Genomic DNA, 21,409 nt, shown 5'->3' with positions numbered 1-21,409 from the left:
TTCTTATTGTTTTTTTGCGTGACCACGATGGCTACGGTGTGAGTCCCGCACGGACATAAATCCGGCTGTGCGCGCCGAAATGGCCGAGCAGTTTGAACAGCTGCTGATTGAGTGCCGGATGCTCGAAACGCTCGCGCTGCAACTGGTTGCCGCTGCTGAAATCACTGGTCACCGGGGCCGTCTCCAGCCATTGGCCGATGGCTTCATCGAACGCCGCCGAGTCCTCGACTGACTCGGCGCTGACCACGTCGCGCAAGTAGCCCACCGAGTACGGCGGATACTGTTGGTCTTGAGCGACATCGGCGTAGGCCGCGAGCATCGGATGCGCCTGACCGGCGCGCAGCACGCGGCGCAACCAGGTCGATTGGTACTTCTCGACTTCCATATGGCGGGTAGCGACCCGTTCGATGGAGGCTTTTTTATCATCGGCAAAACCGGCCAGCGCCTTGCCCTCCAGCAGCAACAGACTCGGCAGTTCGACCCCGGGCAGCGGCTTGGCGTGATACGGCTGAGTCAGGTCCTGCACGTGGTGCACGCCCCATCCGAGAAAACGGTAACCCCAGTAAGGATGGCCAGAGGCGAACGCCAGACGCGCCAGGCCCAGGTACTGATAGGCGCGCCAGTCCGGCCAACTGCGCTGAAGAAATCCGGCTGCGGCATACACCACCGCGCTTTCATGGAAGAAGCCCATGTGGAACGGCGCCTGCGAGCTGTACTGAAAACGCGCATCGCCGAACGGCTGCGGGCCGAAGCCGTACCGCGCGCCGACCTCGCCGGGGTTGTCGCTGAACAGATTGATGTCGTGACCATAATCCGGCTCGTCGGCGGCGCTTGCCAGTACCGCCAGCGGCGCGACGTTCTCGCCATCCGCCACGCGAATGAAGCGCTGGCGATTCCACGGTGACAGCGTCTGCTCGACCATCACCTGATCGGCCGACAAGTGTTCACGCTCGGGCAGGTCTTGACCCGGCAAAGGCTGAATGACCATCGCCAGATGAATGCGCGGATTGAGTCGCAACGCGGTGAGAAAATCGTGGCGCAGATTGTCACCCGGTACGGCGGGCAGCTTCAGGTTGTCGGGGCGCGGCGGGTATTGGGTGAAGTGTTCACGGGCGAAGCTTTCCTGCTGGTCCAGCAACGCGACCACGGCCGGATATTGCTCGGCGAGAAAACGCTCCAGCGGCTCGACCTCGACCGGCGGCGCATCGCGCAGCGCCGGCAGTGCCTGCAACGCCAGATAGCTGCCGACCGTGTGGTTCGACCAGCCCCACGCCGTCGGGGCCGTGGCACAAAGCAGCAACAGGAGAAAAGTCAGCTTCATTGCTTTTAGTTCTTATTGGAGGTGCTGTGGGGGTTGAGCCTAACAACCGACCCAGGCGCTGACACTGTCCGATCTCACCAGAAAAGTTCTCCGATAGCGCCATATGCGAATCACCACGCGCCCCTGTAGGAGCTGCCGAAGGCTGCGATCTTTTGACTTTGATTTTGTAAAAACAAGATCAAAAGATCGCAGCCTTCGGCAGCTCCTACATGGGGATTGGTGGTGTTGCTTCAGGCGGGGTAACCGGTGATTTTACGGATGCTCTGATACAGCGGTTTGAGCTGGCGATACATGCGCAGGTACACCTCTTTGTATAACCGTTCGTAAACCTGCTGCGCCTCGGGTTGCGGGGTGAATACCGTCCCGACGCGGGTCATTGCCGCTATCGCTGCCGGGTAATCCGCATACAATCCCAACCCCACCGCACAACAGATCGCCGCGCCCAGCCCCGACGCTTCATACACATGCGGGCGCTCCGCCGGCAGACCAAAGATATTCGCCGTCAGCTGCATCGCCGCATCACTCTGCGAACCGCCACCGGCCACCCGCAGACGCTTGACCGACACCTTCGAGCGCTTCTCGATGTTCTCCAGGCCCTGGCGCAACGCATACGCCAGCCCTTCCAGAATCGCCCGGTAAATGTGCGCGCGGGTGTGCACGTCGCCGAAGCCGATCATCGCGCCTTTGGCTTCGACACCCGGCTCACGAATCCCCGGTGACCAGTACGGTTGCAGCATCAGCCCCATCGATCCCGGCGGCACCGCGTTGACCAGCGCATCAAACAGTTGCTCGGGTTCAATGCCCTGCTCTTGCGCCTGCTGCATTTCGCGCAGGCCGAACTCATTCTTGAACCAGCTGACCATCCAGTAACCGCGATAAATCATCACCTCGCAGTTGTACTGATCGGGCACCGCCGAGGGATACGGCGGAATCAACGGGACGATTTCCAGATAGCGCGAGCGGGTGCTGGTGATGGTCGCGGTGGTGCCGTAGGACAGGCACACGGTGCTCGCATCGACCACGCCTGAACCGACCACTTCGCAGGCCTTGTCAGCGCCGGCAGCAATCAGCGGCAAACCTTCGGGAATGCCGGTATGGCGAGCGGCTTCGGCGGTGATGTAGCCGAGGGTTTCGCCAGGTTTGTGCAAGGTCGGCAATTGCTCCGGGCGGACCGCCAGCGCCTGCCATTTCCAGTCGCTGGGTGCGGCCCATTTCAGGCGTTTGAAGTCGAACGGCAGGTAGCCGACGCAACAGCCGACCGAGTCGACAAAGCGCCCACACAGGCGATGGGTGAGAAAGCCCGAGAGCAGCAAAAACTTGTCGGTCGCCGCCCAGACTTCAGGCTGGTGTCTGGCGATCCAGTTGGCCTCTGCCTGCGCGCGAAAATAATCCACGGTGGCCTGCGCGCCGACCAGTTTGAACAGCCAGCCCCACGGTCCCTTGATCCCGCCCTCGACGTCGCTCTGGCGCTGATCGAGCCACAAAATCGCCGGGCGCAGCGGTTTGCCCTCGGCATCGACATTGATCACCGTGCCGCGCTGGGTGGTCAGCGACACCCCGGCAATCTGCGAGCGATCAATCCCGGTTTGCGCCCACACCTGCTGACAGGCCTCGCCGAGTTTCGCCCAATAATATTCCGGGTCCTGCTCGGCCCAGCCCGGTTGCGTCGAGTAATACGCCTGCAACTCGACCTTGCCTTTACCGAGCAGATTGCCCTGCAAATCGAAAAGCAATGCGCGCACGCTCTGGGTGCCGTTGTCGATCGCCAGCAGGTAGCGCTTGTTCGAGTGGTTATCCATGGCGCTCTCTTCAAGGGGCCTCAAGGCGTGGCATCCGGCAGGCCATGGTGACGTTGCCACAACGCCCGGTAACGCTGCAGCTCTTGCTGCCAGTGTGCATCGTCCCAGCCCAGGCGGGGCTGGCAGAGTTGGCGGATGGCGGCGAAATGCGCTTCGCCACCACGCGCCAGCAACAGGCCCAGACGAGTGCGGCGCAGCAACAGATCATCGAGGTGCAGCACCATTTCCGCTTCACAGGCGAAGGCCAGCTCTGCCCACAAGGTGTCAGTGTTGCCAACCATTTCGTGGCCCAACTCGGCGATCAACTGCGCCAGTCGCGGCAGATCGCGACCGTGCCTGCCGGCCAGCCGTCGCCACTGTTGCGGGCTGAGTCCGGGAATGGTCAGTGGCGGTACGGCTGCGAATACCGGCGCGCCGTCATCTTCGAAAGCACGGCCAAGCATGTCGGCACAGGCCTTGAGTACTTCGATGGCTTGCGGGCGAAACGTTGTCAGTTTGCCGCCAGCCAACGTGACGCACCCCGGCTCCTGCCACAGCACATGTTCACGGGTTTCATTCGACGGCTTGCCTTGCTGTTGACCCGCCGCGCTGCCCACCACCGGACGCACGCCGGACCAGGTCGACAGCACATCGCTCGCCGTCACTTCGGCACCTGGAAATTGTTGCGTGCAGGCCGCCAGCAGGTAGTCGAGTTCTTCAGCGCTGATGCTCGCGCTCTGATCCAGATTCTCGCGATGATCGAGGTCGGTGGTGCCAACCACTGTCGCGCCTTCCCACGGAAAAACGAACACTGGCCGCCGGTCGCGCGCATGCAGAAACGTGAAGGCCTGCGCCACTGGCAAACGCCAGCCCGGCAGCAGCAGATGACTGCCGCGCAGCGGGCGCAATTGTCGCGGAGCCTCGGGCAAACGCAGGCGCTCCGCCCACGCCCCGGTCGCCACCGCCAGCACGTCGCAACGCAATTGCAACGACCCGCCCGACTCATAATCTTCGACCTGAACCCCACACACCCGGCCGTCTTCACGCAGCAAATGTTCGACGCGCACCCCGTTGAGTACCACTGCGCCATCGGCTCGCGCTTCACTCAACACGCGCATCACCAGCCGTGCATCATCGGTCAGCGCATCGACAAAACTGGTGCCACCGAGCAGCCGGGTTTCCTTCACCCCCGGCGCGAGAAACCGCAGTTGCTGCGCGTCGTGAAAACGATGGCTGCGTCGTCCGGCCAACGCGTCGTACACCGACAACAAGCCACCGAGCACACGCGGCCCGGGAAAGCCGCCGCGATAGTGCGGCATCAGGAAACTCATCGGTTCCACCAGTCCCGGCGCTTCGTCGAGCAGACGCTGACGCTCGCGCACCGAATCGCGGGTCAGGCGCCACTGGCCCTTGGCGATATAACGCAATCCGCCGTGAACCATTTTCGACGACCGGCTGGAGGTGCCCCAGGCGAAATCACGTTGCTCCAGCAGCAGACAACGCCAGCCACGCCGTGCCGCTTCGCGCAGGATGCCGGCACCGCTGATACCGCCGCCGATGACGATCAGATCCCAGCTTGCGTCGGCCAATGTCGGCAAGGTTTGCTGGCGCCACGCGGCGTTCCAGTCCGGGTGCATGATCGTCACTCCTGCATCAGCGTGCCGGGGTTGAGGCGCCCGGCCGGATCGAAGTGCCTGCTCAGCGCCTGCAAAGTGTCCATCGCCAGCGCGCCTTTTTCGCGCGGCAGGTACGGCGCGTGATCCTTGCCGACCCCATGCTGGTGGCTGATGGTGCCGTGGTTGTCGACGATGGTCTGACTGGCCGCGTGCTTGAGCGCCTGCCAGCGCGCCAGCGTCGCCGGATAATCCGCCGCCGGGCGAAACACGTAAGTGGTGTAGATGCTCGAACCTTCGCCGTAGACGTGGGACAGATGGGTGAACACATGCACCCGTTCGCCCTCTGCCGCCAAGGCGTCGCGCAGGCTGTTTTCGATGAGGTTGAGCAGATTGTCGACGTTGCTCCAGTCGGTGGCGGTTTCTAGGGTGTCGACGACGTAGCCGGCGTTCCACAGGTTCTCGCGCAGGTAGGGGAAACGGAAGCGGTTCTGCGCCCATTTCTTGCCGAGCAAGGTGCCGGTGAAGACGCCGCCGAAGGCTTTCAGATGCTGGCGCGCCTGGCTCAGCGACAGCGCGTTTTGCCGACGGTTGCCGGTGACGCCGAAGGTCAGCAGGCACTTGCCTTCACCGGCGCCGCGCAGGTTCAGATACTTTTCCAGCCAGGCGATCTGCTGCGGATGCCCGGCCAGCGCCAGTTGGGTTTCGGTCTCCACCGCGTTCGACAGCCGCAGCATCGACAGCGGCACCCGCGCCTGCGCCAATTGGCGAATCGCTTGCAGCGCCTTGCTCCAACTGGGCAGGAACACTCCGTAAAAACGCTCATCGGCCGGCAGCGGACTGACCCGCACTTTGACCTCGGAAATGATCCCGAAACGGCCCTCGCAACCGAGCACCACTTCACGCAAATCGGGCCCCGCCGCCGAGGCAGGAAAGGTCGGGATTTCCAATGGCCCGGCGAAAGTTTCCAGGGTGCCGCCAGCGAACAATTGCTCGATGCGCCCGTAACGCAACGACTGCTGACCGCTGGAGCGACTGGCGACCCAACCGCCCAGCGTCGACAGCTCCCACGACTGCGGGAAATGCCCCAGCGTGTAGCCGCGAGCGCGCAGCTGACTTTCCACCTGCGGGCCACTGGCACCGGGGCCGAACGTCGCCAGTTGGCTCTGCTCGTCGAGGTCGATCAGACGATTCATCCGCGCCAGCGACACGGTCACCACCGGCCGCGCCGAATCCGGCGGATTGATGTGCCCGGCCACCGAGGTGCCGCCGCCGTAGGGAATCAGGCACAGGTCCTGTTCGTGGGCGAGCGCCAGCAATTGGCGGATCTGCCCGGCGGTCTCCGGAAACGCCACCGCGTCCGGATAATTGCCCAGTGCACCTTCGCGCAGCGCCAGCCAGTCCGGCAGGCTCTGGCCCCGGGCGTGCAGCAGACGGTCATGGGCATCGACGCTGTACAAGGTGTGCGCCGCCAGCCGCGAGACCGGCACCCGCGCCAATGCCGCGTCCAGCGTGGCATCGGGCAACACCTGCCCGGCCCCCAGTCGTTCATGGAGAAAGCTCGCGCCCTGGGCCGGCAGTTCGACCACCGTGGTTGCATCTCCCCAGCCGTTCCAGCGTCGCATGCGTGTGTCCTTCTTATGCAGTCTGATCAGTGATATTGCAGGCCTCCATACTAGTCAGCGGCCAAAAAGTGTCACGGTCGTATCCGGCCAGTTCGAGTAGCCAATTGAGTCAAACGTCGCGCAAGTGCCAGCCATTTACTTTAGTCGGGGTTTCAAATTACCTTTCAGGCATTCATTCGCTCACGCAGGCCTTGATCAAGGGATTCGGATCATGCAATCGCTCGGCTTCACCTCGGTTCCGCCGCTGCTCAAATACGTGCGCCATGCCGAGCAACTGGGCATGGCCATCGAGCCGGCGTTGGCCGCTGCCGGTTTGCAGGCGCAGCAACTGAGCGACAACAGCCTGCGCCTGCCGGGCGAAACCCATGAGCGCCTGCTCGATTATTTCTGCGAGCACTCGGGCGATCCGCTGTTCGGTCTCAACGCGGCCAATTTCGTCCTGCCCAACTCCTGGAGCGTGCTCGGTTACATCACCATGAACTGCGCAACTCTGGGCGATGCGATGAGCCGGATCATGCCGTTCGAAAAACTGGTGGGCGACATGGGCGTCAGCCGCGCCGACGTGCAGGATGGCCACGTGCACCTGATCTGGACGTGCCGCTACGAGCGCCCGCGTATCCGCCGGCATCTGGTGGAAAACGTCCTCGGCTCGTGGCTGCAATACGCGCGCTGGATCGCCGACACACAGATGTCGCCCGCCGCCGTGTGGCTGGAACATCCGTGCCCGCCAGATGCTACCCAGGCGCAGTACGAAGCGTTTTTCGATTGCCCGGTGCTGTTCGAGCAGGCCTATTCAGCGCTGATCGTGCCGTTGGCGTATCTGCAATTACCGCTGCGCCAGGCCGATGCGCAATTGCTGCGTACGCTGGAAGAACATGCGATGGGTTTGATGGCGACGCTGGAGGATGCGTCGCTGGAGCAGCGGGTCAAAAGCATCCTGCGTCAGTTGCTCAAGGAAGGCTTGCCGCGCAAGGAACAGGTGGCCGAGCAGCTCGCGGTGTCGGTGCGCACGTTGCAGCGGCAGTTGCATCAGGCGGGGACGTCGTATCAGCAGATTCTCGACGATTTGCGCCAAGAGCTGGCGGAGCATTATTTGCTCAACAGTACGTTGCCGATTCAGGACATTGCGCAGTATCTGGGGTTTACCGAGCCGCGCTCTTTTCACCGAACCTTCAAGAGCCGGCGCGGGATGCCACCGGGGGAGTTTCGGCAGATGCATCGGGGGTGATTGTTCTGGCCTCATCGCTGGCAAGCCAGCTCCCACAGGTTTCTTGGTGAAGCACAAATTTTGTGTACGACTCGATCACTGTGGGAGCTGGCTTGCCAGCGATGGCGCCAGTAGCCACCTTAATGGTTTGGCAGCGCTTTTTTTGTATGGCTCGACTCAAACACTGATCGCGTTGGTAAACACCAACCGATTACCAAACGGATCAGCAATCGTCATGTCCTGACTGCCCCACGGCATCGCCTGAATCTGTGGGTGCGAAAACTTGTAGTCCTTGGCCACCAATTGCTGCTGAAACGCCTCCAGCTCATCGGTCTCGATGCGCAGCGCCGAACCCGGGGTCGCATCGCCGTGATGCTCGGACAGGTGCAGCACGCATTCGCCACGGGACACCTGCAGATACAGCGGGAAATTCGCTTTGAAACGGTGCTGCCAGTCGATCTTGAAGCCAAGGAAGTCGACGTAGAACTCCAACGCCTTGGCTTCATCGAAGATCCGCAGGATCGGGGTGGTTTTGCCGAAGCTCATGGGGTGCTCCCTGACTGGTTGGCCCAAGCGTTTAGCGGGGCGGGATGTCAGCAATTCGGCTTGGTTTCGACATTCTTTAATCTCAGAGTGCCACTATGAGACGCAGATCAAAAGATCGCAGCCTTCGGCAGCGCCTACCGGGGCTTGGCAATCAATGAAATCCTTCGCGCAAATCCCCCTGCCGCGCCAGAAACCGCCCTTCCCGGCGACCATTCGCCTGCCCGTCGCGATAGCTCAACACGCCATTGACCCACACCCCCTCAATCCCCTGTGCCGCTCGTTGCGGATCAGTGAAATCCGCCACATCGCGCACCGTCTCAGGATCGAACAAGACCAGATCCGCCCAATAGCCCTCACGAATCTCGCCGCGCTCTTTCAAGCCAAACCGCGCCGCCGACAGACCGGTCATCTTGTGCACGGCGGTGTGCAGCGGAAACAGCCCGACATCACGACTGAAATGTCCGAGTACTCGTGGGAAAGCGCCCCACAGGCGTGGGTGCGGGAACGGGTCCTCCGGCAGTCCGTCAGAGCCGACCATCGACAGTGGATGCGCGAGGATTTTTCGTACATCGGCCTCGTCCATGCCGTAGTACACCGCGCCCGCCGGTTGCAGGCGTTTGGCGGCGTCGAGCAGTGGCACGTTCCATTCGGCGGCGATGTCGATCAGGTCGCGGCCGCTGACTTCAGGATGCGGCGTCGACCAGGTGATGGTGATGCGGTGGGCGTCGGTGACTTGCTTCAGATCCAGCGTCGAAGAACTCGCTGCGTAGGGATAGCAATCGCAGCCCACGTGCTGGGTTTTCGCTGCTTGCTCCAACGCCGCGAGCAACTGCGGACTGCGCCCCCAGTTACCCACACCGGCGCATTTGAGGTGGGAAATGATCACCGGGGATCGCGAGTGACGGCCGATGCTGAACGCTTCGTCCATCGCCTCCAGCACCGGTTCGAATTCACTGCGCAGGTGGGTGGTGTACACCGCGCCGAATGCCGTCAGTTCTTCGGTCAGTTGCTTCACTTCATCGGTGGAAGCGTTGAAGGCGCTGGCGTAGGCCAGACCTGTGGATAAACCGAGTGCGCCGGCCTCAAGGCTTTCACGCAGTTGCTCACGCATGGCAGCGATTTCGTCAGACGTGGCGGTGCGCAACAGATCGTCGAGGTGATTGCTGCGCAGCGCGGTGTGACCGACCAGTGCGGCGACGTTCAACGTGGTGTTCGCCGCTTCGACGGCGGCGCGATAATCGCTGAAACGTGGATAGACGAACGCCGCCGCGCTGCCGAGCAGGTTCATCGGGTCCGGTGGATTGCCTTTGAGACTGACCGGCGAGGCGCTGATCCCGCAGTTGCCGACGATCACCGTAGTCACGCCCTGGCTGAGTTTGGGCAGCATCTGCGGCTGGCGGATGACCACGGTGTCGTCGTGGGTGTGCACGTCGATAAAACCCGGGGCGAGCACGCGGCCGGCGGCGTCGATTTCTTCTGTGGCGCGGGCATCGTGCAAGTCGCCAATGCGTTCGATGCGCCCGTTGAGAATCGCCACATCAGCGCGGTAGCCGGGCGTGTTGCTGCCATCGATGACGGTGGCGTTGCGGATCAGCGTGTCGTACTGCATGTCAGTCTCCCAGCGGCAGGTGATCGTCGCCGCCACGGTATTCGTCGAGGGCGAGTTTGATCCGCCGCAGACGCTCTTGATTGTCTTCAGGATTGGCCAGCGCCAGCTCGGTCGCAAGCACATCGATGGCGAGCAACATGCCGTAGCGCGCCGCCGTCGGTTTGTAGATGAACGAAGTTTCCGCGCCTTGCAACGGCAGGACGATGTCGGCCAATTCGGCCAGCGGTGAGTCGGCGCGGGTGATGGCCAGAATGCGCGCGCCATAGTTGCGCGCCAGTTCGACGGTTTCCAAAAGCTCCGGGGTGATGCCGGTCAGCGAGCAGACGATCAGCACGTGCTCGGCACTGAGGCTGGCGGCGGTGACGCGCATCATCACCGCGTCGTGGCACACCGCAATCGGGTAGCCAAGGCGCACCAGGCGTACCTGCAATTCATCGCTGCACAGGGTCGAGCAACCGCCCATGCCGAACGCATGAATCATCCGCGCCTGGCCGAGCATTTTCACCGCGTCGGCGAAGCGCGATTCGTCGAATCCAGCCAGATGCTGGCGCAGCGTGGTTTCGATATCGCCGACAATCTGCCCGTAGAACGCCGACTGTTCAGGGGTACCCGCCGGGTCGAGAAAACGACTGCCAACGCCGCTGGCCTGGGCCAGTTGCAGGCGCAGATCGCGCAGGTCGCGGCAGCCCACCGTACGGGCAAAACGCGACAACGTGGCGGTACTGACTTCGGCCCGTTGTGCGAGATCTTCGAGGCTGGCGCTCGCGGCAAAACCGACGTCGTCCAGCATCAGCCGGGCGATGCGGCCTTCGCCGGCGCTGAAGGAATCCTGACGAGCGCGGATCTGATAAAGGATGTCCATGGCGGCGGGCTCCGGTTACAGCAGGTAAGAAAGGCCGACGGTCAAAGCGAAAGTGACCAGCGAGATCAGGGTCTCAAGCACGGTCCAGGTCTTGAACGTCTGCGCGACCGTCATGTTGAAGTATTCCTTGATCAACCAGAAGCCGCCGTCGTTGACGTGGGAAAAGATCACCGAGCCGGCGCCGGTCGCCAGCACCAGCAATTCCGGGTGTGGATAACCCAGACCGATGGCCACCGGCGCAACCACGCCGGACGCGGTGGTCATCGCCACGGTGGCCGAGCCGGTGGCCACCCGCATCAACGCGGCGAACAGCCAGCCCATGATCAGCGGCGACAGGTGAAATTCGTGGGCCAGCCCGACAATCTGATCGGTGACCCCAGCGTCCACCAGAATCCGGTTCAGACCACCGCCGGCGCCGACCAGCAAGGTGATACTGGCGGTCGGTGCCAGGCACTCGTTGGTGAATTTGAGGATTGATTCACGGTTGAAACCCTGAGCGATGCCCAACGTCCAGAAACTCAGCAAGGTCGCCAGCAACAGTGCGATCACCGAGTTGCCGATGAACAACAGAAACTGATTGAAACCGCTGCCCGGCGTGGAGATCAGGTTGGCCCAGCCACCGATCAGCATCAGCACCACCGGCAACAGAATGGTCGCCATGGTGATGCCGAAACCCGGCAGCCTGTCGCGCGGCTCGCGGTCGAGAAATTGTTTTTCCAGCGGGTTATCCACCGGCAGTTGAATGCGCGGCACGATGAATTTGGCGTACAGCGGACCGGCGATGATTGCGGTGGGAATACCGATGGCAATCGCATACAGCAAGGTCTGCCCGACCGAGGCCTGATACGCCTGCACCGCGAGCATCGCCGCCGGGTGCGGCGGCACCAGCGCATGCACCACCGACAGGCCGGCAACCATCGGCAGGCCGACCATCAGAATCGACACACCCACCCGCCGCGCCACGGTGAAGGCGATGGGTACCAGTAAGACAAAGCCGACTTCGAAGAACAGCGGCAGGCCGACCAGAAACGCGATGCAAACCATCGCCCAGTGCGCGTTCTTCTCGCCGAACTTCTCAATCAGGGTGCGGGCCATCTGCTCCGCACCGCCGGACTCGGCCATCATCTTGCCGAGCATCGTCCCCAGCGCCACCACCAGCGCAATATGCCCCAGCGTCTTGCCCACCCCGGCCTCATACGCCCCCACCACGCCCGACGGCGGCATTCCCGCTACCAGCGCCAGGCCGATGGAAATCAGCGTGATGACAATGAACGGATTGAGCCGGTAACGGGCGATCAGCACGATCAAGGCAATGATGGCTACGGCGGCATAAATCAGTAGCCAATAGCCGAAGTAAGGCGTCATGCGGTACTCCTCGAAAGGGTCACGTTCGAATGGGTTGTGAAACTCATAAATCATTTCGAGATCGATTTTTCAAACGCCATGAAAGTAATTTTCGTGGAGAGGTAAGGCGTGTCGCTGTTGGATATGTTTTGTCGCGATTAATGAAAATCGCGGGGCGGGATTTACATGGTTCCTAGGCAAACACAAAAACTTGTGGGAGCTGGCTTGCCAGCGATGGCGGCTGCACATTCAACATATTTGCTGACGGGTGAACCGCTATCGCTGGCAAGCCAGCTCCCACAGGTTCGGTGGTGTCTGGATGGCTGGAGTACGATTCACACCATCTCGTTACGAATCCACTCCACCACCGACGTACGCTTTGGCGCCCAGCCCAGCAGTTCACGAGCGTGTTTGCCGCGTACGCGGCTGTTGGAGCCGAGCCCGTAGTTGGCCATTTCGTAGCCCCATTCGGCTTCGGCGTCTTGCAGTGGCCAGTCTTGTGGCTGGCCCAGATTCAACGCCTGCGCCATGGCAGTGGTCATGTCGATGAACGAGGCTTCACCGCTTTCGACGAAGTAGAAGGTGCCGGGCACGTTCCGGGTCAGCGCCAGCCGGTACAGTGCGACGACGTCTTCGATGTGCACGTTGGACCAGATGTTCTGGCCAGTGCCGACATGCCGCACCACGCCACTTTTACGTGCTTGTTTGAGCAGACGCGGCAACTGCACGCTGTCGCGATTGACGCCCAGGCTGTCGCCGTAGATCAGGGTGTTGCAGATCACTGCCGAGTTCACGCCGTCCTGTGCGGCGGCGAGGATCAGGTTGTCGATCGCCACGCGGGCCGCCTTGTCAACGGTGGGTTCCGGCAGGTTGTCTTCATAGTAGATGACGTCACTGGATTTGCCGCCCGAGGCATCGCCGACGATGCTCGAACCGCTGGTGTGCAGGAACACTTTGTGCGAACCGCGCAGGGCGTCGAGCAAGGCTTCGACCGCGCCGCGATGGTCACTGCTGGCGGCATTGATCACCGCATCGGCGGCGCGGGCCTGATCGGCCAGTAATGTACTGTCTTCGAGGGTGCCGATCACCGGGGTGATGCCCAAAGCTTTCAGCTCATCGGCCTGCTCGGCGCTGCGCACCAGGCCCGTGACAGAGTGCCCGGCCTGGACCAGACCGGTGGCGATGGAACCGCCGATAAAACCGGCGGCGCCGGTGATGAATACGTTCATGGAGAAACTCCCTGCGTGAATAAGTGATGCAACGAGTATCGACCGGTCACCCCGATGGAAAAACCCGCCCTCGCCCAATTCACTCTTGCGCAGGGATCACGAATCAGCCCTTGAAATCAGCACTGGCGTACGCCGCGAGTTTGCTCTGGATGAAATCGAGGAAGCACTGGATGCGCAGCGCCAGTTGCGAGTTCCGGTAGTACACCGCGTTGATCGGCTGGCGATAACCGCTGTTGAACTCCGCCAGCAACACCTTGAGGCGTCCGGCGCGAATGTCGTCGATGGTCATGAAGTGCGACAGGCAGGCAATGCCCTGCCCCTCCAGCGCGAGATGGCGCACGGTCTCACCGCTGGAGGCGCTGATGGCCGGAGTGATCGGCCAACGGTCACCGTGCACGTAACGCAGCGGCCACTGATTGAGGCCTTCGTTGTGGGTGAAACCGAGCAGGGCGTGGTCACTCAAGTCGGCGACCTGCTGCGGCGCGCCGTGCTGCTCCAGATACGCCGGACTGGCGACGATCAGCAGCGGACTGCAACCGAGCGAACGCGCATGCAACGTGGAGTCAGCAAGAGTGCCGATGCGGATCGCGACGTCGGTGCTTTGTTCCAGCAAGTCAATGATCAGGTCATTGCTGTTGAGTTCGAGCTGGATGTCCGGGTACAAGCCACGGAATTCGTCGATGTACGGCACGATGGCGTGCAGCATGAACGGCGACGCAGCGTTGATCCGCAGACGCCCGGACGGGGTTTGCTGGCGTGAAGACAGACGCTCTTCGAGCGCATCCATCTGATCGAGAATCAGCTTGGCCTGTTCGAAGAAATACTTGCCCTCCTCGGTCAGGTCCATGCGCCGCGTGGTGCGGTTGATCAGCGTGGTGTCGAGCTTGGCTTCGAGCCGCGACAACGTGCGGCTGACCGCCGACGGCGTCTGCCCGACCTGTTCGGCGGCGGCGGAAATCGAACCGCACTCGATCACGCAGACGAAAATCTGCAACTCATCGGATCTGGCTTTCACGGGTGTCCTCTTTGAAATCGCCAAGATCGCAGCCTTCGGCAGCTCCTACAGTGAACTGCATTCCCCTGTAGGAGCTGCCGCAGGCTGCGATCTTTTGCTCTTACCGCCGATAGTAGCCCGAAACCATTCAAGCCTTGAGAGCAAACACCTGTTTCAGATGCTGCTCATACCGCGCCACATCATTCTCGATGTTCGGCCGCTTCATCACATCGACACAGAGGAACGTCGGCAATCCGGTCATGCCCAAAAACTCGTTGGCCTTGTGGAACGGGAAGTAAACCGCATCCACACCCTTGGCCTCAAAGAAATCGCTCGGGTCATCGAACGCCTGCTGCGGCGCGTTCCAGGTCAGCGACAGCATGTACTGCTTGCCTTGAATCAGACCGCCGCTGCCGTACTTCTGCGACGCATCGGAACGGGTCCGACCATCGCTGGCATAAAGGCTGCCATGACCTTCGGTGAAGACTTCGTCGAGGTACTTTTTCACCGTCCACGGCGCGCCCATCCACCAGCCCGGCATCTGATAAATGATCACATCGGCCCAGAGGAATTTGGCCACTTCTTCAGCGACGTCGTACCCCTCATCGATGAACGTGGTTTTGACATCCAGGCCACCACGATCCAGCACGCTCAGTGCAGTTTCGTGCAGGGTGGCGTTGTAACGACCGTCGGAATGGGCGAATTTCTTGCCGCCATTGAGCAACAACACTTTTTTCATCAGAACGCCTCGCGCAGCCATCGGGCTGGAGAAAGATGGGAAAACGAATGGCGGCAGGTTAACCATCCATCTCGCGCGGAATAAGCCGCGTCGACGCAAAATACATTTGATCAAAAAGCACGAATGTAACGCAGATTGTTGCAATAGCATTGGCAGCCATCTGCATTTGAGGAGTTGATCTGATGAGTGAGCGCCACGGTTTCATCCTGCACGCCAAGACCCGCCCGGAGAAAGCCGAGGCCTTCGAAGCGCTGTTTCGCGCCTATGTCGAGCCGAGCCGCGCCGAGCCGGGCTGCATTGAGTACCACATGCTGCGCGACCAGGAAGACCCGACGCTATTCATCTTCTACGAGATCTGGGAAAGCCAGGCGCACCTGGACGTGCACTCGAACCTGCCGCACATGCGCGAGTTTTTCGACAACCGCATGACGTACCTGGAGCGCGATTTCGATATCCGTCGGATCGAAATGCTCAGCGCTTCTTCGGCTAGCCGCTGATCAGCAAATGGGCGCCAAGTGCGCCCAGTCCGATAAAGAACACGCGCCTGAACAGCACGGCGCTGATGCGCTGCCGCAGCCATTGGCCAAACCCCATGCCCAGCATCGCCGGGATCAGCACCAGCAGCGAGGCAGTCAACTCGCCACTGCCCAGTGCATCGCGCCAGAACAGGCCGCCGGCCAGCGCCAGGGTCGAGACGGTGAACGACAGGCCCAGCGCCTGCACCAGTTCATCACGCTGCAAACCCAGCGCCTGCAGGTACGGCACCGCCGGTATCACGAACACGCCGGTGGCCGAAGTGATGACTCCGGTGATCAGCCCGCACAGCGGGCCGAGCCACGGCTCATGCCGGGGATTGACCTGCAGGGTCGGCAGCAGCAACCCGCTCAACGCATACAGCAGCAACGCCGCGCCCAAGCCGCGCACCACCCAATGCCCGCCCGCCATGCCGATCGACAACGTGCCGACGGCGGTCCCGAGGAAGATCATCAGCAGCAGCGGCCACAGGCGTTTGATCAGCCCTTTCAGATGCCCGCCAAAGGCCAGTTGCCAAACGTTGGTCAGTGTCGCCGGAATGATCAGCAATGCGGCTGCCTGTGATGGGGCCATAGCCAGACCCAGCAGCCCCATTGCGACAGTGGGCAAGCCGAGACCGATTACCCCTTTGACCAGACCGGCCATGATAAAGGTGGCGATGACCAGCAGCGATAGGCCCAGGCCGAGGTTTTGATAGAAGTCTGCGAGTGCGTTCATGGCGCTACTGTGCGCCTTGGTGGGTGTGCTGAAAATCTGCCATATACTGAGGCTGCCTCTTCCAATACAATAGGCTAAGTATTTGTTAAGACTTTTGGCCTCATCGCTGGCAAGCCAGCTCCCACAGGTTTCAGTGTGGATCACAGGATTTGTGCACAACACAAAATCCTGTGGGAGTTGGCTTGCCAGCGATAGGGCCCGCCCAGAAACCACGAAGACCAGAGGCTGCCCCCATGCACTTCGACCTCACCGACCTGCGCCTCTACCTGCACATCCTCGACAGCGGCAACATCACCGCCGGCGCCGCCCGCAGTCATCTGTCGCTGGCCGCCGCCAGTGCGCGCATCCGGGCCATGGAGGCTTCGCTCGGCACCGAGTTCCTGCAGCGCGGGCGCCGTGGCGTGAGCCCGACGCCGGCCGGCAAGGCGCTGGCGCAACATGCGCGCGTCCTCCTGCAACAGTCCGAACGCATGCAGCAGGATCTGGCCGATTACGCCCAAGGCGTCAAAGGCCAGGTACGGTTGCTGTGCAACACCACCGCGATCACTGAATACCTGCCGGAAGTGCTGGCGGACTTTTTGTGCGAGCATCCCAACCTCGACATCGATCTGCAGGAATTGCCCAGCGCGCGCATCACTCACGCCTTGCGCCAAGGGGCGGCGGATCTCGGGATTGTGTCCGACGCAGTAGATACCACCGACCTGCAGACCCAGCCATTTCGTGCCGATCCGCTGGTGCTGATCCTGCCCTTCGGGCACCCATTGTCTGACGCTGCGCCAGTCCGTTTCAGCGACGCCCTGCAGCATGACTTTGTCGGACTGCGCAATGACAGCGCACTGGCGGTGTATCTGGAAGAACAGGCGCTGCACAGTGGCTCACGCATGCAGATCCGCATTCGCGCCGACGGTTTCGATGGAGCGATGCGTATGGTCGCCCGAGGTGTCGGGTTGGCAATTGTGCCGCTGGCCGCGGTCGAGCGGTCTGCCTTGCGTTCATTCAATTGGGTGGCGCTCAACGAAACGTGGGCCCGCCGCATGCTGATGCTCTGCGCCCGGGACTTCAGCGCGCTGCCCGGTTATGCCAAAGCCTTGCTGCAAGCCTTGACTCTCCCCTGAGGGGCAGACTTCATCCTTGGCGTTCAACGGCAAGGAGCATGACCATGGGCAAACGCATTCTGCTGATTCTCGGCCATCCCGGCGCGACGAGTTTCTGCGCCGCACTCGCCGAGCGCTACGCACAATCAGCGCTCGATGCCGGACACCAGGTGCGTCAGCTACGCCTGGGAGAGATGGTTTTCGACCCGGTGTTGCGCCAGGGATATCAACAGGTTCAAGCGCTGGAAGAAGACTTGAGCCGCGCGCAATCCGACATCCTTTGGGCCGAACATCTGACGCTGGTCTACCCGATCTGGTGGGGCGGCATTCCAGCGCTGCTCAAAGGTTTTTTTGATCGGGTGTTGCTGCCGGGATTCGCCTTCAAATACCGAAAAGGCAAACCCTTTCCCGATCAGTTGCTCAAGGGGCGCACCGCGCATTTGCTGGTGACGATGGACACGCCACTCTGGTATTACCGCTGGATCTACCGGATGCCGGGACTGCATCAGGTGCGCAAGACCACCCTGCAGTTCTGTGGTATCAACCCCCTGCGCACGCTGACCTTCGGCCCGCTGCTTGAGTCCAGCGACCGGCAGCGCCAGCGCTGGCTGCAACAGGCTCACGCTATCGCCCGCCGCTAAGTCTGCCGATAATGCGCCGCACGGTTTCACATTGAAAAAGGACTTTTATGTACATCGGCCAAGCCGCGCAACGTGCCGGCACCACCATCAAAAGCATTCGCCACTACGAGTCGATCGGTCTGCTGCCCACGCCCCGGCGCCAAGGTAAATATCGCCTCTACGACCAACAAAGCATCGAACTGCTGATCTTCATCAAATGCGCAAAAGAGATGGGCTTCAGGCTCCGGGAATTGCAGACGATTTTTGCCGCGCATCATGGCGAGGCCATGCCATGGGATCTGGCCCAACAGGCTATCGAGGCAAAAAAACGCGAGATCAACAGCAGCATCGCTGAGCTGACGCGGCAATACGCGCAACTGGAAGGTTTCGAAATCGACCTTGAAAGGGCGCGGGTCGAATGCCCGCTGGAAAACCTTTGACGGTTTGCGCGTTTCTGAGCAGCTCGATGTCGAGCACAGACAACTGAGCGGCAACCGGGCGCTATAGGGTGCGAGTTGGTTTCTTTGCCATCCGCCCACTGCCCGGAGTTCTCATGACCGCGACCGCCCCCATCACCGTTCTGCGCGACACCCACCCGCTGCCGGTACTCGATGCCTGCAAATGGGAAAAACTCGAAGGTGACCCGCACACCGTCAACCTCAACGCCTATACCAGCGAAGACGGCAGCAAGATCATGGGCACCTGGATCTGCACCCCGGGCAAGTGGCGGGTCGACTACGTGAAGTGGGAGTACTGCCACTTCCAGGAAGGCTATTGCATCATCACCCCGGACGGCATGGCGCCGATTCACCTGCGTGCCGGCGACATCTTCGTGGTTGAGCCGGGGATGAAAGGCACCTGGGAAGTGGTCGAGACCGTGCGCAAATATTTCGTTTTCGCCTGATGCAAAAAAGCCGGGAAACCGCCTGTGGCGAGGGAGCTTGCTCCCGCTCGGCTGCGCAGCAGTCGTAAATTCAGTCAATGCGGTTTTTATGAAGAACCGCATTGACCGGGTTTGGGTCTGCGATGCAGACCAGCGGGAGCAAGCTCCCTCGCCACAGAAGCTCACCCCACCATTTGATGCGTGGTTACTGCGGCTTGCGATAGCTGTTGATGATCGCCGAGAAGTCCTTGCCGCCCTCCCCGCGCTGGCTCATCGCCTGATACAACTGCTGCGCCACCGCGCCGAGAACCACCGGTTGATGCGCCTGACGCGCCGCTTCGGTGGCCAGCCCCAGATCCTTGAGCATCAGCTCGGCACCGAAACCACCGGTATAACCACGCGAGGCCGGCGCCGTTTCGACGATGCCCGGCCACGGGTTGTACATTTCCGAACTCCAGCAACGCCCGGTGGAGCTGTTGATGATCCCGGCCAGCACCGAGGTGTCGATCCCCAGTGCATCGCCCAGCGCCATGGCTTCGCTGACGCCGACCATCGAAATCGCCAGCAGCAGGTTGTTGCAGATCTTGGCGATTTGCCCGGTGCCGACTTCACCGCAATGCACGATGTTGCGGCCCATCTGCGCCAGCACCGGTTGCAGGGTGGCGAACAGTTCCGGGGTGGCGCCGACCATGAAGGTCAGCGTGCCAGCGGTCGCGCCACCGGTGCCGCCGGAGACCGGTGCATCGGCCATGGCCACGCCTTGTTTGGCGGCAGCGGCGGCCACATCGCGGGCGGTCTGCGGATCGATGGTGCTGCAATCCACCGCCGGCACCCCTTTGCCGATACCGGCCAGCACACCGTCCTCACCGAGCCAGACGCTACGCACATGCACCGCCGCCGGGAGCATGGTGATCACCAGCTCGGCGTCTTGCGCCGCTTCACGGGCCGAGGCGCGGATGGTGCCGCCCAGTTGCTCCAGTTCCGCCAGCACGGTTTTGTTCAGGTCCACCAGGTTCAGCGAATGGCCGGCCTTGATCAGGTTGCGCGCCATCGGCGCGCCCATGTTGCCCAGACCGATAAATGCGATTTTCATGACCAGTCCTCAGCGCAGGTTGATGGTGGTGTTCACGCCGTCGTTGACGCTGTCGTCATCGAACCAGCGCGCCGTGACCGTTTTGGTCTGGGTGTAGAACTGCACCACTTGCTTGCCGTACGGGCCGAGGTCGCCCAGTTTCGAACCGCGCGAACCGGTGAAGCTGAAGAACGGCACCGGCACCGGAATCGGGATGTTGATGCCGACCTGGCCGACGTCGATTTCACTCTGAAATTTACGCGCCGCCGCACCGCTCTGGGTGAACAGGCCCGTGCCGTTGCCGAACGGGTTGGCGTTGACCAGCGCAATGGCCTGATCAAGGGTGTCGACTTCCAGCACCACCAGCACCGGTCCGAAGATTTCCTGGGTGTAGATCTGCATGTCGGTGGTCACGCCCGAGAACAGGGTCGGGCCGACGAAGTTGCCTTGCTCGTAGCCGGGCACCTTGATGTCGCGACCATCGAGCTCAAGCTTGGCGCCTTCCTTGATGCCACTTTCGATCAGATCGAGAATCCGCGCCTTGGCTTTCTTCGAGATCACCGGGCCGACATCGGTGCCCGCCTCGCTGCCGGCGTTGACCTTGAGTTTCTGCGCCAGCGCTTTCAGGTCCGGCAGCCATTGTTTCGCGGCACCGACCAGCACCACCACCGAAGTGGCCATGCAACGCTGCCCGGCGGCACCGAAACCGGCGCCGACCAAGGCATTCAGCGCTTGCTCGCGATTGGCATCCGGCAGCACCACGGCGTGGTTCTTCGCACCCATCATCGATTGCACGCGTTTGCCGTGCTTGCCGGCCAGGTCGTAAACGTGCGTACCGACCGCGGTCGAACCGACGAACGACACCGCTTTGATGTCCTTGTGGGTGCACAGGCCATCAACCACGTCCTTGCCACCGTGCACCACGTTGAGCACGCCCGCCGGAACGCCGGCCTCGATAGCCAGTTCCACCAGGAGCATGGTCGACAGCGGATCCTGCTCGGAAGGCTTCAAGACGAAGGTGTTGCCGCAGGCGATGGCCATCGGGAACATCCACAGCGGAATCATCGCCGGGAAGTTGAACGGGGTGATGCCGGCGCACACGCCGATCGGCTGGCGCAGGGTGTAGGTATCGACGCCGCCCGCCACGTTTTCGGCGAACTCGCCCATTTGCAGGGTGCCGATGGAACAGGCGTGTTCGACCACTTCCAGGCCACGGAAAATGTCGCCCTCGGCGTCGGCAATGGTCTTGCCCTGCTCGGCGCTCAACACCACGGCGATGCGTTTGGAGTGCTCGCGGATCAGTGCCTGCAGCTTGAGCATGATGCGCATCCGCGCGCCGATCGGGGTCAGTTTCCAGGTCTGGAAGGCGCGGTGTGCGGCACGGATGGCGGCATCGACTTCAGCAGCGGTGGCGAACGGTACTTTGGCCAGCACTTGCTGGGTCGCCGGGTTGACAATGTCGTGCCACTCAGTGGTCTGCGATTCAACCCACTCGCCGTCGATCAACAGCTTGACCTTCTGGACCGTGGTTTCGTTGGGCGTAAGCGATGCGTTCATGCTGGTCTCCGAAACTTGTTTTTATCGTAGGAGCCAAGGCGAAAGGGTTCGCCTTGAGGTGAGGC

Annotated in this window: 20 protein-coding genes; 6 read left to right on the top strand and 14 right to left on the bottom strand. The window is 61.8% G+C overall.

The window, feature by feature from the left end; genetic code table 11:
• Positions 1-31 precede the first annotated feature (31 nt).
• The 4 genes from B1722_RS17490 to B1722_RS17475 all read right to left on the bottom strand — a co-directional run bounded on the left by B1722_RS17490 (position 32) and on the right by B1722_RS17475 (position 6,337).
• The gene (locus tag B1722_RS17490) at positions 32-1,321 is read right to left on the bottom strand and encodes a phospholipase (protein WP_086793679.1); all 1,290 of its coding nucleotides are present in this window, start codon (positions 1,319-1,321) and stop codon (positions 32-34) included.
• 230 nt (positions 1,322-1,551) lie between these two features.
• Entirely contained in the window at positions 1,552-3,120 is a 1,569-nt protein-coding gene (locus tag B1722_RS17485; protein ID WP_086793677.1) for an FGGY-family carbohydrate kinase, read from the bottom strand.
• Between the two features lie 20 nt (positions 3,121-3,140).
• Positions 3,141-4,736: a glycerol-3-phosphate dehydrogenase/oxidase gene (locus B1722_RS17480; protein ID WP_041066684.1), complete on the bottom strand. Its 1,596-nt coding sequence runs from the start codon at positions 4,734-4,736 to the stop codon at positions 3,141-3,143.
• A gap of 5 nt (positions 4,737-4,741) precedes the next feature.
• The gene (locus B1722_RS17475) at positions 4,742-6,337 is read right to left on the bottom strand and encodes an FAD-binding oxidoreductase (RefSeq protein ID WP_086793675.1); all 1,596 of its coding nucleotides are present in this window, start codon (positions 6,335-6,337) and stop codon (positions 4,742-4,744) included.
• A 211-nt stretch (positions 6,338-6,548) separates the two neighbouring features.
• On the opposite strand from B1722_RS17475, the gene B1722_RS17470 reads away from it, so the two are divergent.
• Positions 6,549-7,565 carry an AraC family transcriptional regulator gene (locus B1722_RS17470; RefSeq protein ID WP_041066677.1) on the top strand — a complete coding sequence of 339 codons (1,017 nt, stop codon included), beginning with the start codon at positions 6,549-6,551 and terminating at the stop codon, positions 7,563-7,565.
• 156 nt (positions 7,566-7,721) lie between these two features.
• On the opposite strand, the gene B1722_RS17465 is transcribed toward B1722_RS17470, so the two are convergent.
• The 7 genes from B1722_RS17465 to B1722_RS17435 all read right to left on the bottom strand — a co-directional run bounded on the left by B1722_RS17465 (position 7,722) and on the right by B1722_RS17435 (position 14,867).
• Positions 7,722-8,090: a glyoxalase superfamily protein gene (locus tag B1722_RS17465; protein WP_086793673.1), complete on the bottom strand. Its 369-nt coding sequence runs from the start codon at positions 8,088-8,090 to the stop codon at positions 7,722-7,724.
• 151 nt (positions 8,091-8,241) lie between these two features.
• Entirely contained in the window at positions 8,242-9,699 is a 1,458-nt protein-coding gene (locus B1722_RS17460) for an amidohydrolase family protein (protein WP_086793671.1), read from the bottom strand.
• Between the two features lies 1 nt (position 9,700).
• On the bottom strand, positions 9,701-10,561 hold the full coding sequence (locus B1722_RS17455; protein ID WP_041066668.1) for a MurR/RpiR family transcriptional regulator: 861 nt from the start codon (positions 10,559-10,561) through the stop codon (positions 9,701-9,703).
• Positions 10,562-10,576: 15 nt separating this feature from the next.
• A complete protein-coding gene (locus B1722_RS17450; protein ID WP_086793847.1) occupies positions 10,577-11,926 on the bottom strand; it encodes a GntP family permease in 1,350 nt (449 codons plus the stop codon).
• Positions 11,927-12,240: 314 nt separating this feature from the next.
• Positions 12,241-13,134, bottom strand: a complete 894-nt coding sequence (locus tag B1722_RS17445; protein ID WP_086793669.1) for an NAD-dependent epimerase/dehydratase family protein — start codon at positions 13,132-13,134, stop codon at positions 12,241-12,243.
• A 103-nt stretch (positions 13,135-13,237) separates the two neighbouring features.
• Positions 13,238-14,149 carry a LysR family transcriptional regulator gene (locus B1722_RS17440; RefSeq protein ID WP_086793667.1) on the bottom strand — a complete coding sequence of 304 codons (912 nt, stop codon included), beginning with the start codon at positions 14,147-14,149 and terminating at the stop codon, positions 13,238-13,240.
• 127 nt (positions 14,150-14,276) lie between these two features.
• Positions 14,277-14,867, bottom strand: a complete 591-nt coding sequence (locus B1722_RS17435; protein ID WP_086793665.1) for an NAD(P)H-dependent oxidoreductase — start codon at positions 14,865-14,867, stop codon at positions 14,277-14,279.
• A gap of 182 nt (positions 14,868-15,049) precedes the next feature.
• On the opposite strand from B1722_RS17435, the gene B1722_RS17430 reads away from it, so the two are divergent.
• On the top strand, positions 15,050-15,364 hold the full coding sequence (locus tag B1722_RS17430) for a putative quinol monooxygenase (RefSeq protein WP_041066659.1): 315 nt from the start codon (positions 15,050-15,052) through the stop codon (positions 15,362-15,364).
• Here the strand turns inward: B1722_RS17430 and B1722_RS17425 are convergent.
• The gene (locus B1722_RS17425) at positions 15,354-16,118 is read right to left on the bottom strand and encodes a sulfite exporter TauE/SafE family protein (RefSeq protein ID WP_086793663.1); all 765 of its coding nucleotides are present in this window, start codon (positions 16,116-16,118) and stop codon (positions 15,354-15,356) included. The two genes, B1722_RS17430 and B1722_RS17425, sit on opposite strands and share 11 nt — an antisense overlap.
• A gap of 233 nt (positions 16,119-16,351) precedes the next feature.
• Here B1722_RS17425 and B1722_RS17420 point away from each other — a divergent pair, with 233 nt between their 5' ends.
• The 4 genes from B1722_RS17420 (at position 16,352) to B1722_RS17405 (ending at position 18,736) form a co-directional block, all read left to right on the top strand.
• Positions 16,352-17,233, top strand: coding sequence for a LysR substrate-binding domain-containing protein (locus B1722_RS17420; protein ID WP_086793661.1), 882 nt, complete (start codon positions 16,352-16,354; stop codon positions 17,231-17,233).
• A gap of 44 nt (positions 17,234-17,277) precedes the next feature.
• Positions 17,278-17,853, top strand: coding sequence for an NAD(P)H-dependent oxidoreductase (locus B1722_RS17415; RefSeq protein ID WP_086793659.1), 576 nt, complete (start codon positions 17,278-17,280; stop codon positions 17,851-17,853).
• A gap of 47 nt (positions 17,854-17,900) precedes the next feature.
• Positions 17,901-18,272 (top strand): MerR family transcriptional regulator, encoded by a 372-nt coding sequence (locus B1722_RS17410; RefSeq protein WP_086793657.1) that lies wholly within the window; start codon positions 17,901-17,903, stop codon positions 18,270-18,272.
• Positions 18,273-18,385: 113 nt separating this feature from the next.
• Positions 18,386-18,736 (top strand): cupin domain-containing protein, encoded by a 351-nt coding sequence (locus tag B1722_RS17405; RefSeq protein ID WP_003221437.1) that lies wholly within the window; start codon positions 18,386-18,388, stop codon positions 18,734-18,736.
• A gap of 184 nt (positions 18,737-18,920) precedes the next feature.
• Here the strand turns inward: B1722_RS17405 and mmsB are convergent, their stop codons facing one another.
• Together mmsB and B1722_RS17395 are read right to left on the bottom strand one after the other, a co-directional pair.
• Positions 18,921-19,808, bottom strand: a complete 888-nt coding sequence (gene mmsB / locus B1722_RS17400; protein WP_041066652.1) for a 3-hydroxyisobutyrate dehydrogenase — start codon at positions 19,806-19,808, stop codon at positions 18,921-18,923.
• A gap of 9 nt (positions 19,809-19,817) precedes the next feature.
• Complete coding sequence (locus B1722_RS17395; RefSeq protein ID WP_086793655.1) at positions 19,818-21,344, bottom strand: CoA-acylating methylmalonate-semialdehyde dehydrogenase; 1,527 nt, start codon at positions 21,342-21,344, stop codon at positions 19,818-19,820.
• Between the last annotated feature and the right edge of the window lie 65 nt (positions 21,345-21,409).

The sequence above is a fragment of the Pseudomonas sp. SCPG-7 genome, from assembly GCF_002156405.1.
GTDB lineage: Bacteria > Pseudomonadota > Gammaproteobacteria > Pseudomonadales > Pseudomonadaceae > Aquipseudomonas > Aquipseudomonas parakoreensis.
The sequence above is the reverse complement of the archived record's forward strand: the minus strand, read 5'-3'. Positions and strand labels throughout refer to the sequence as shown.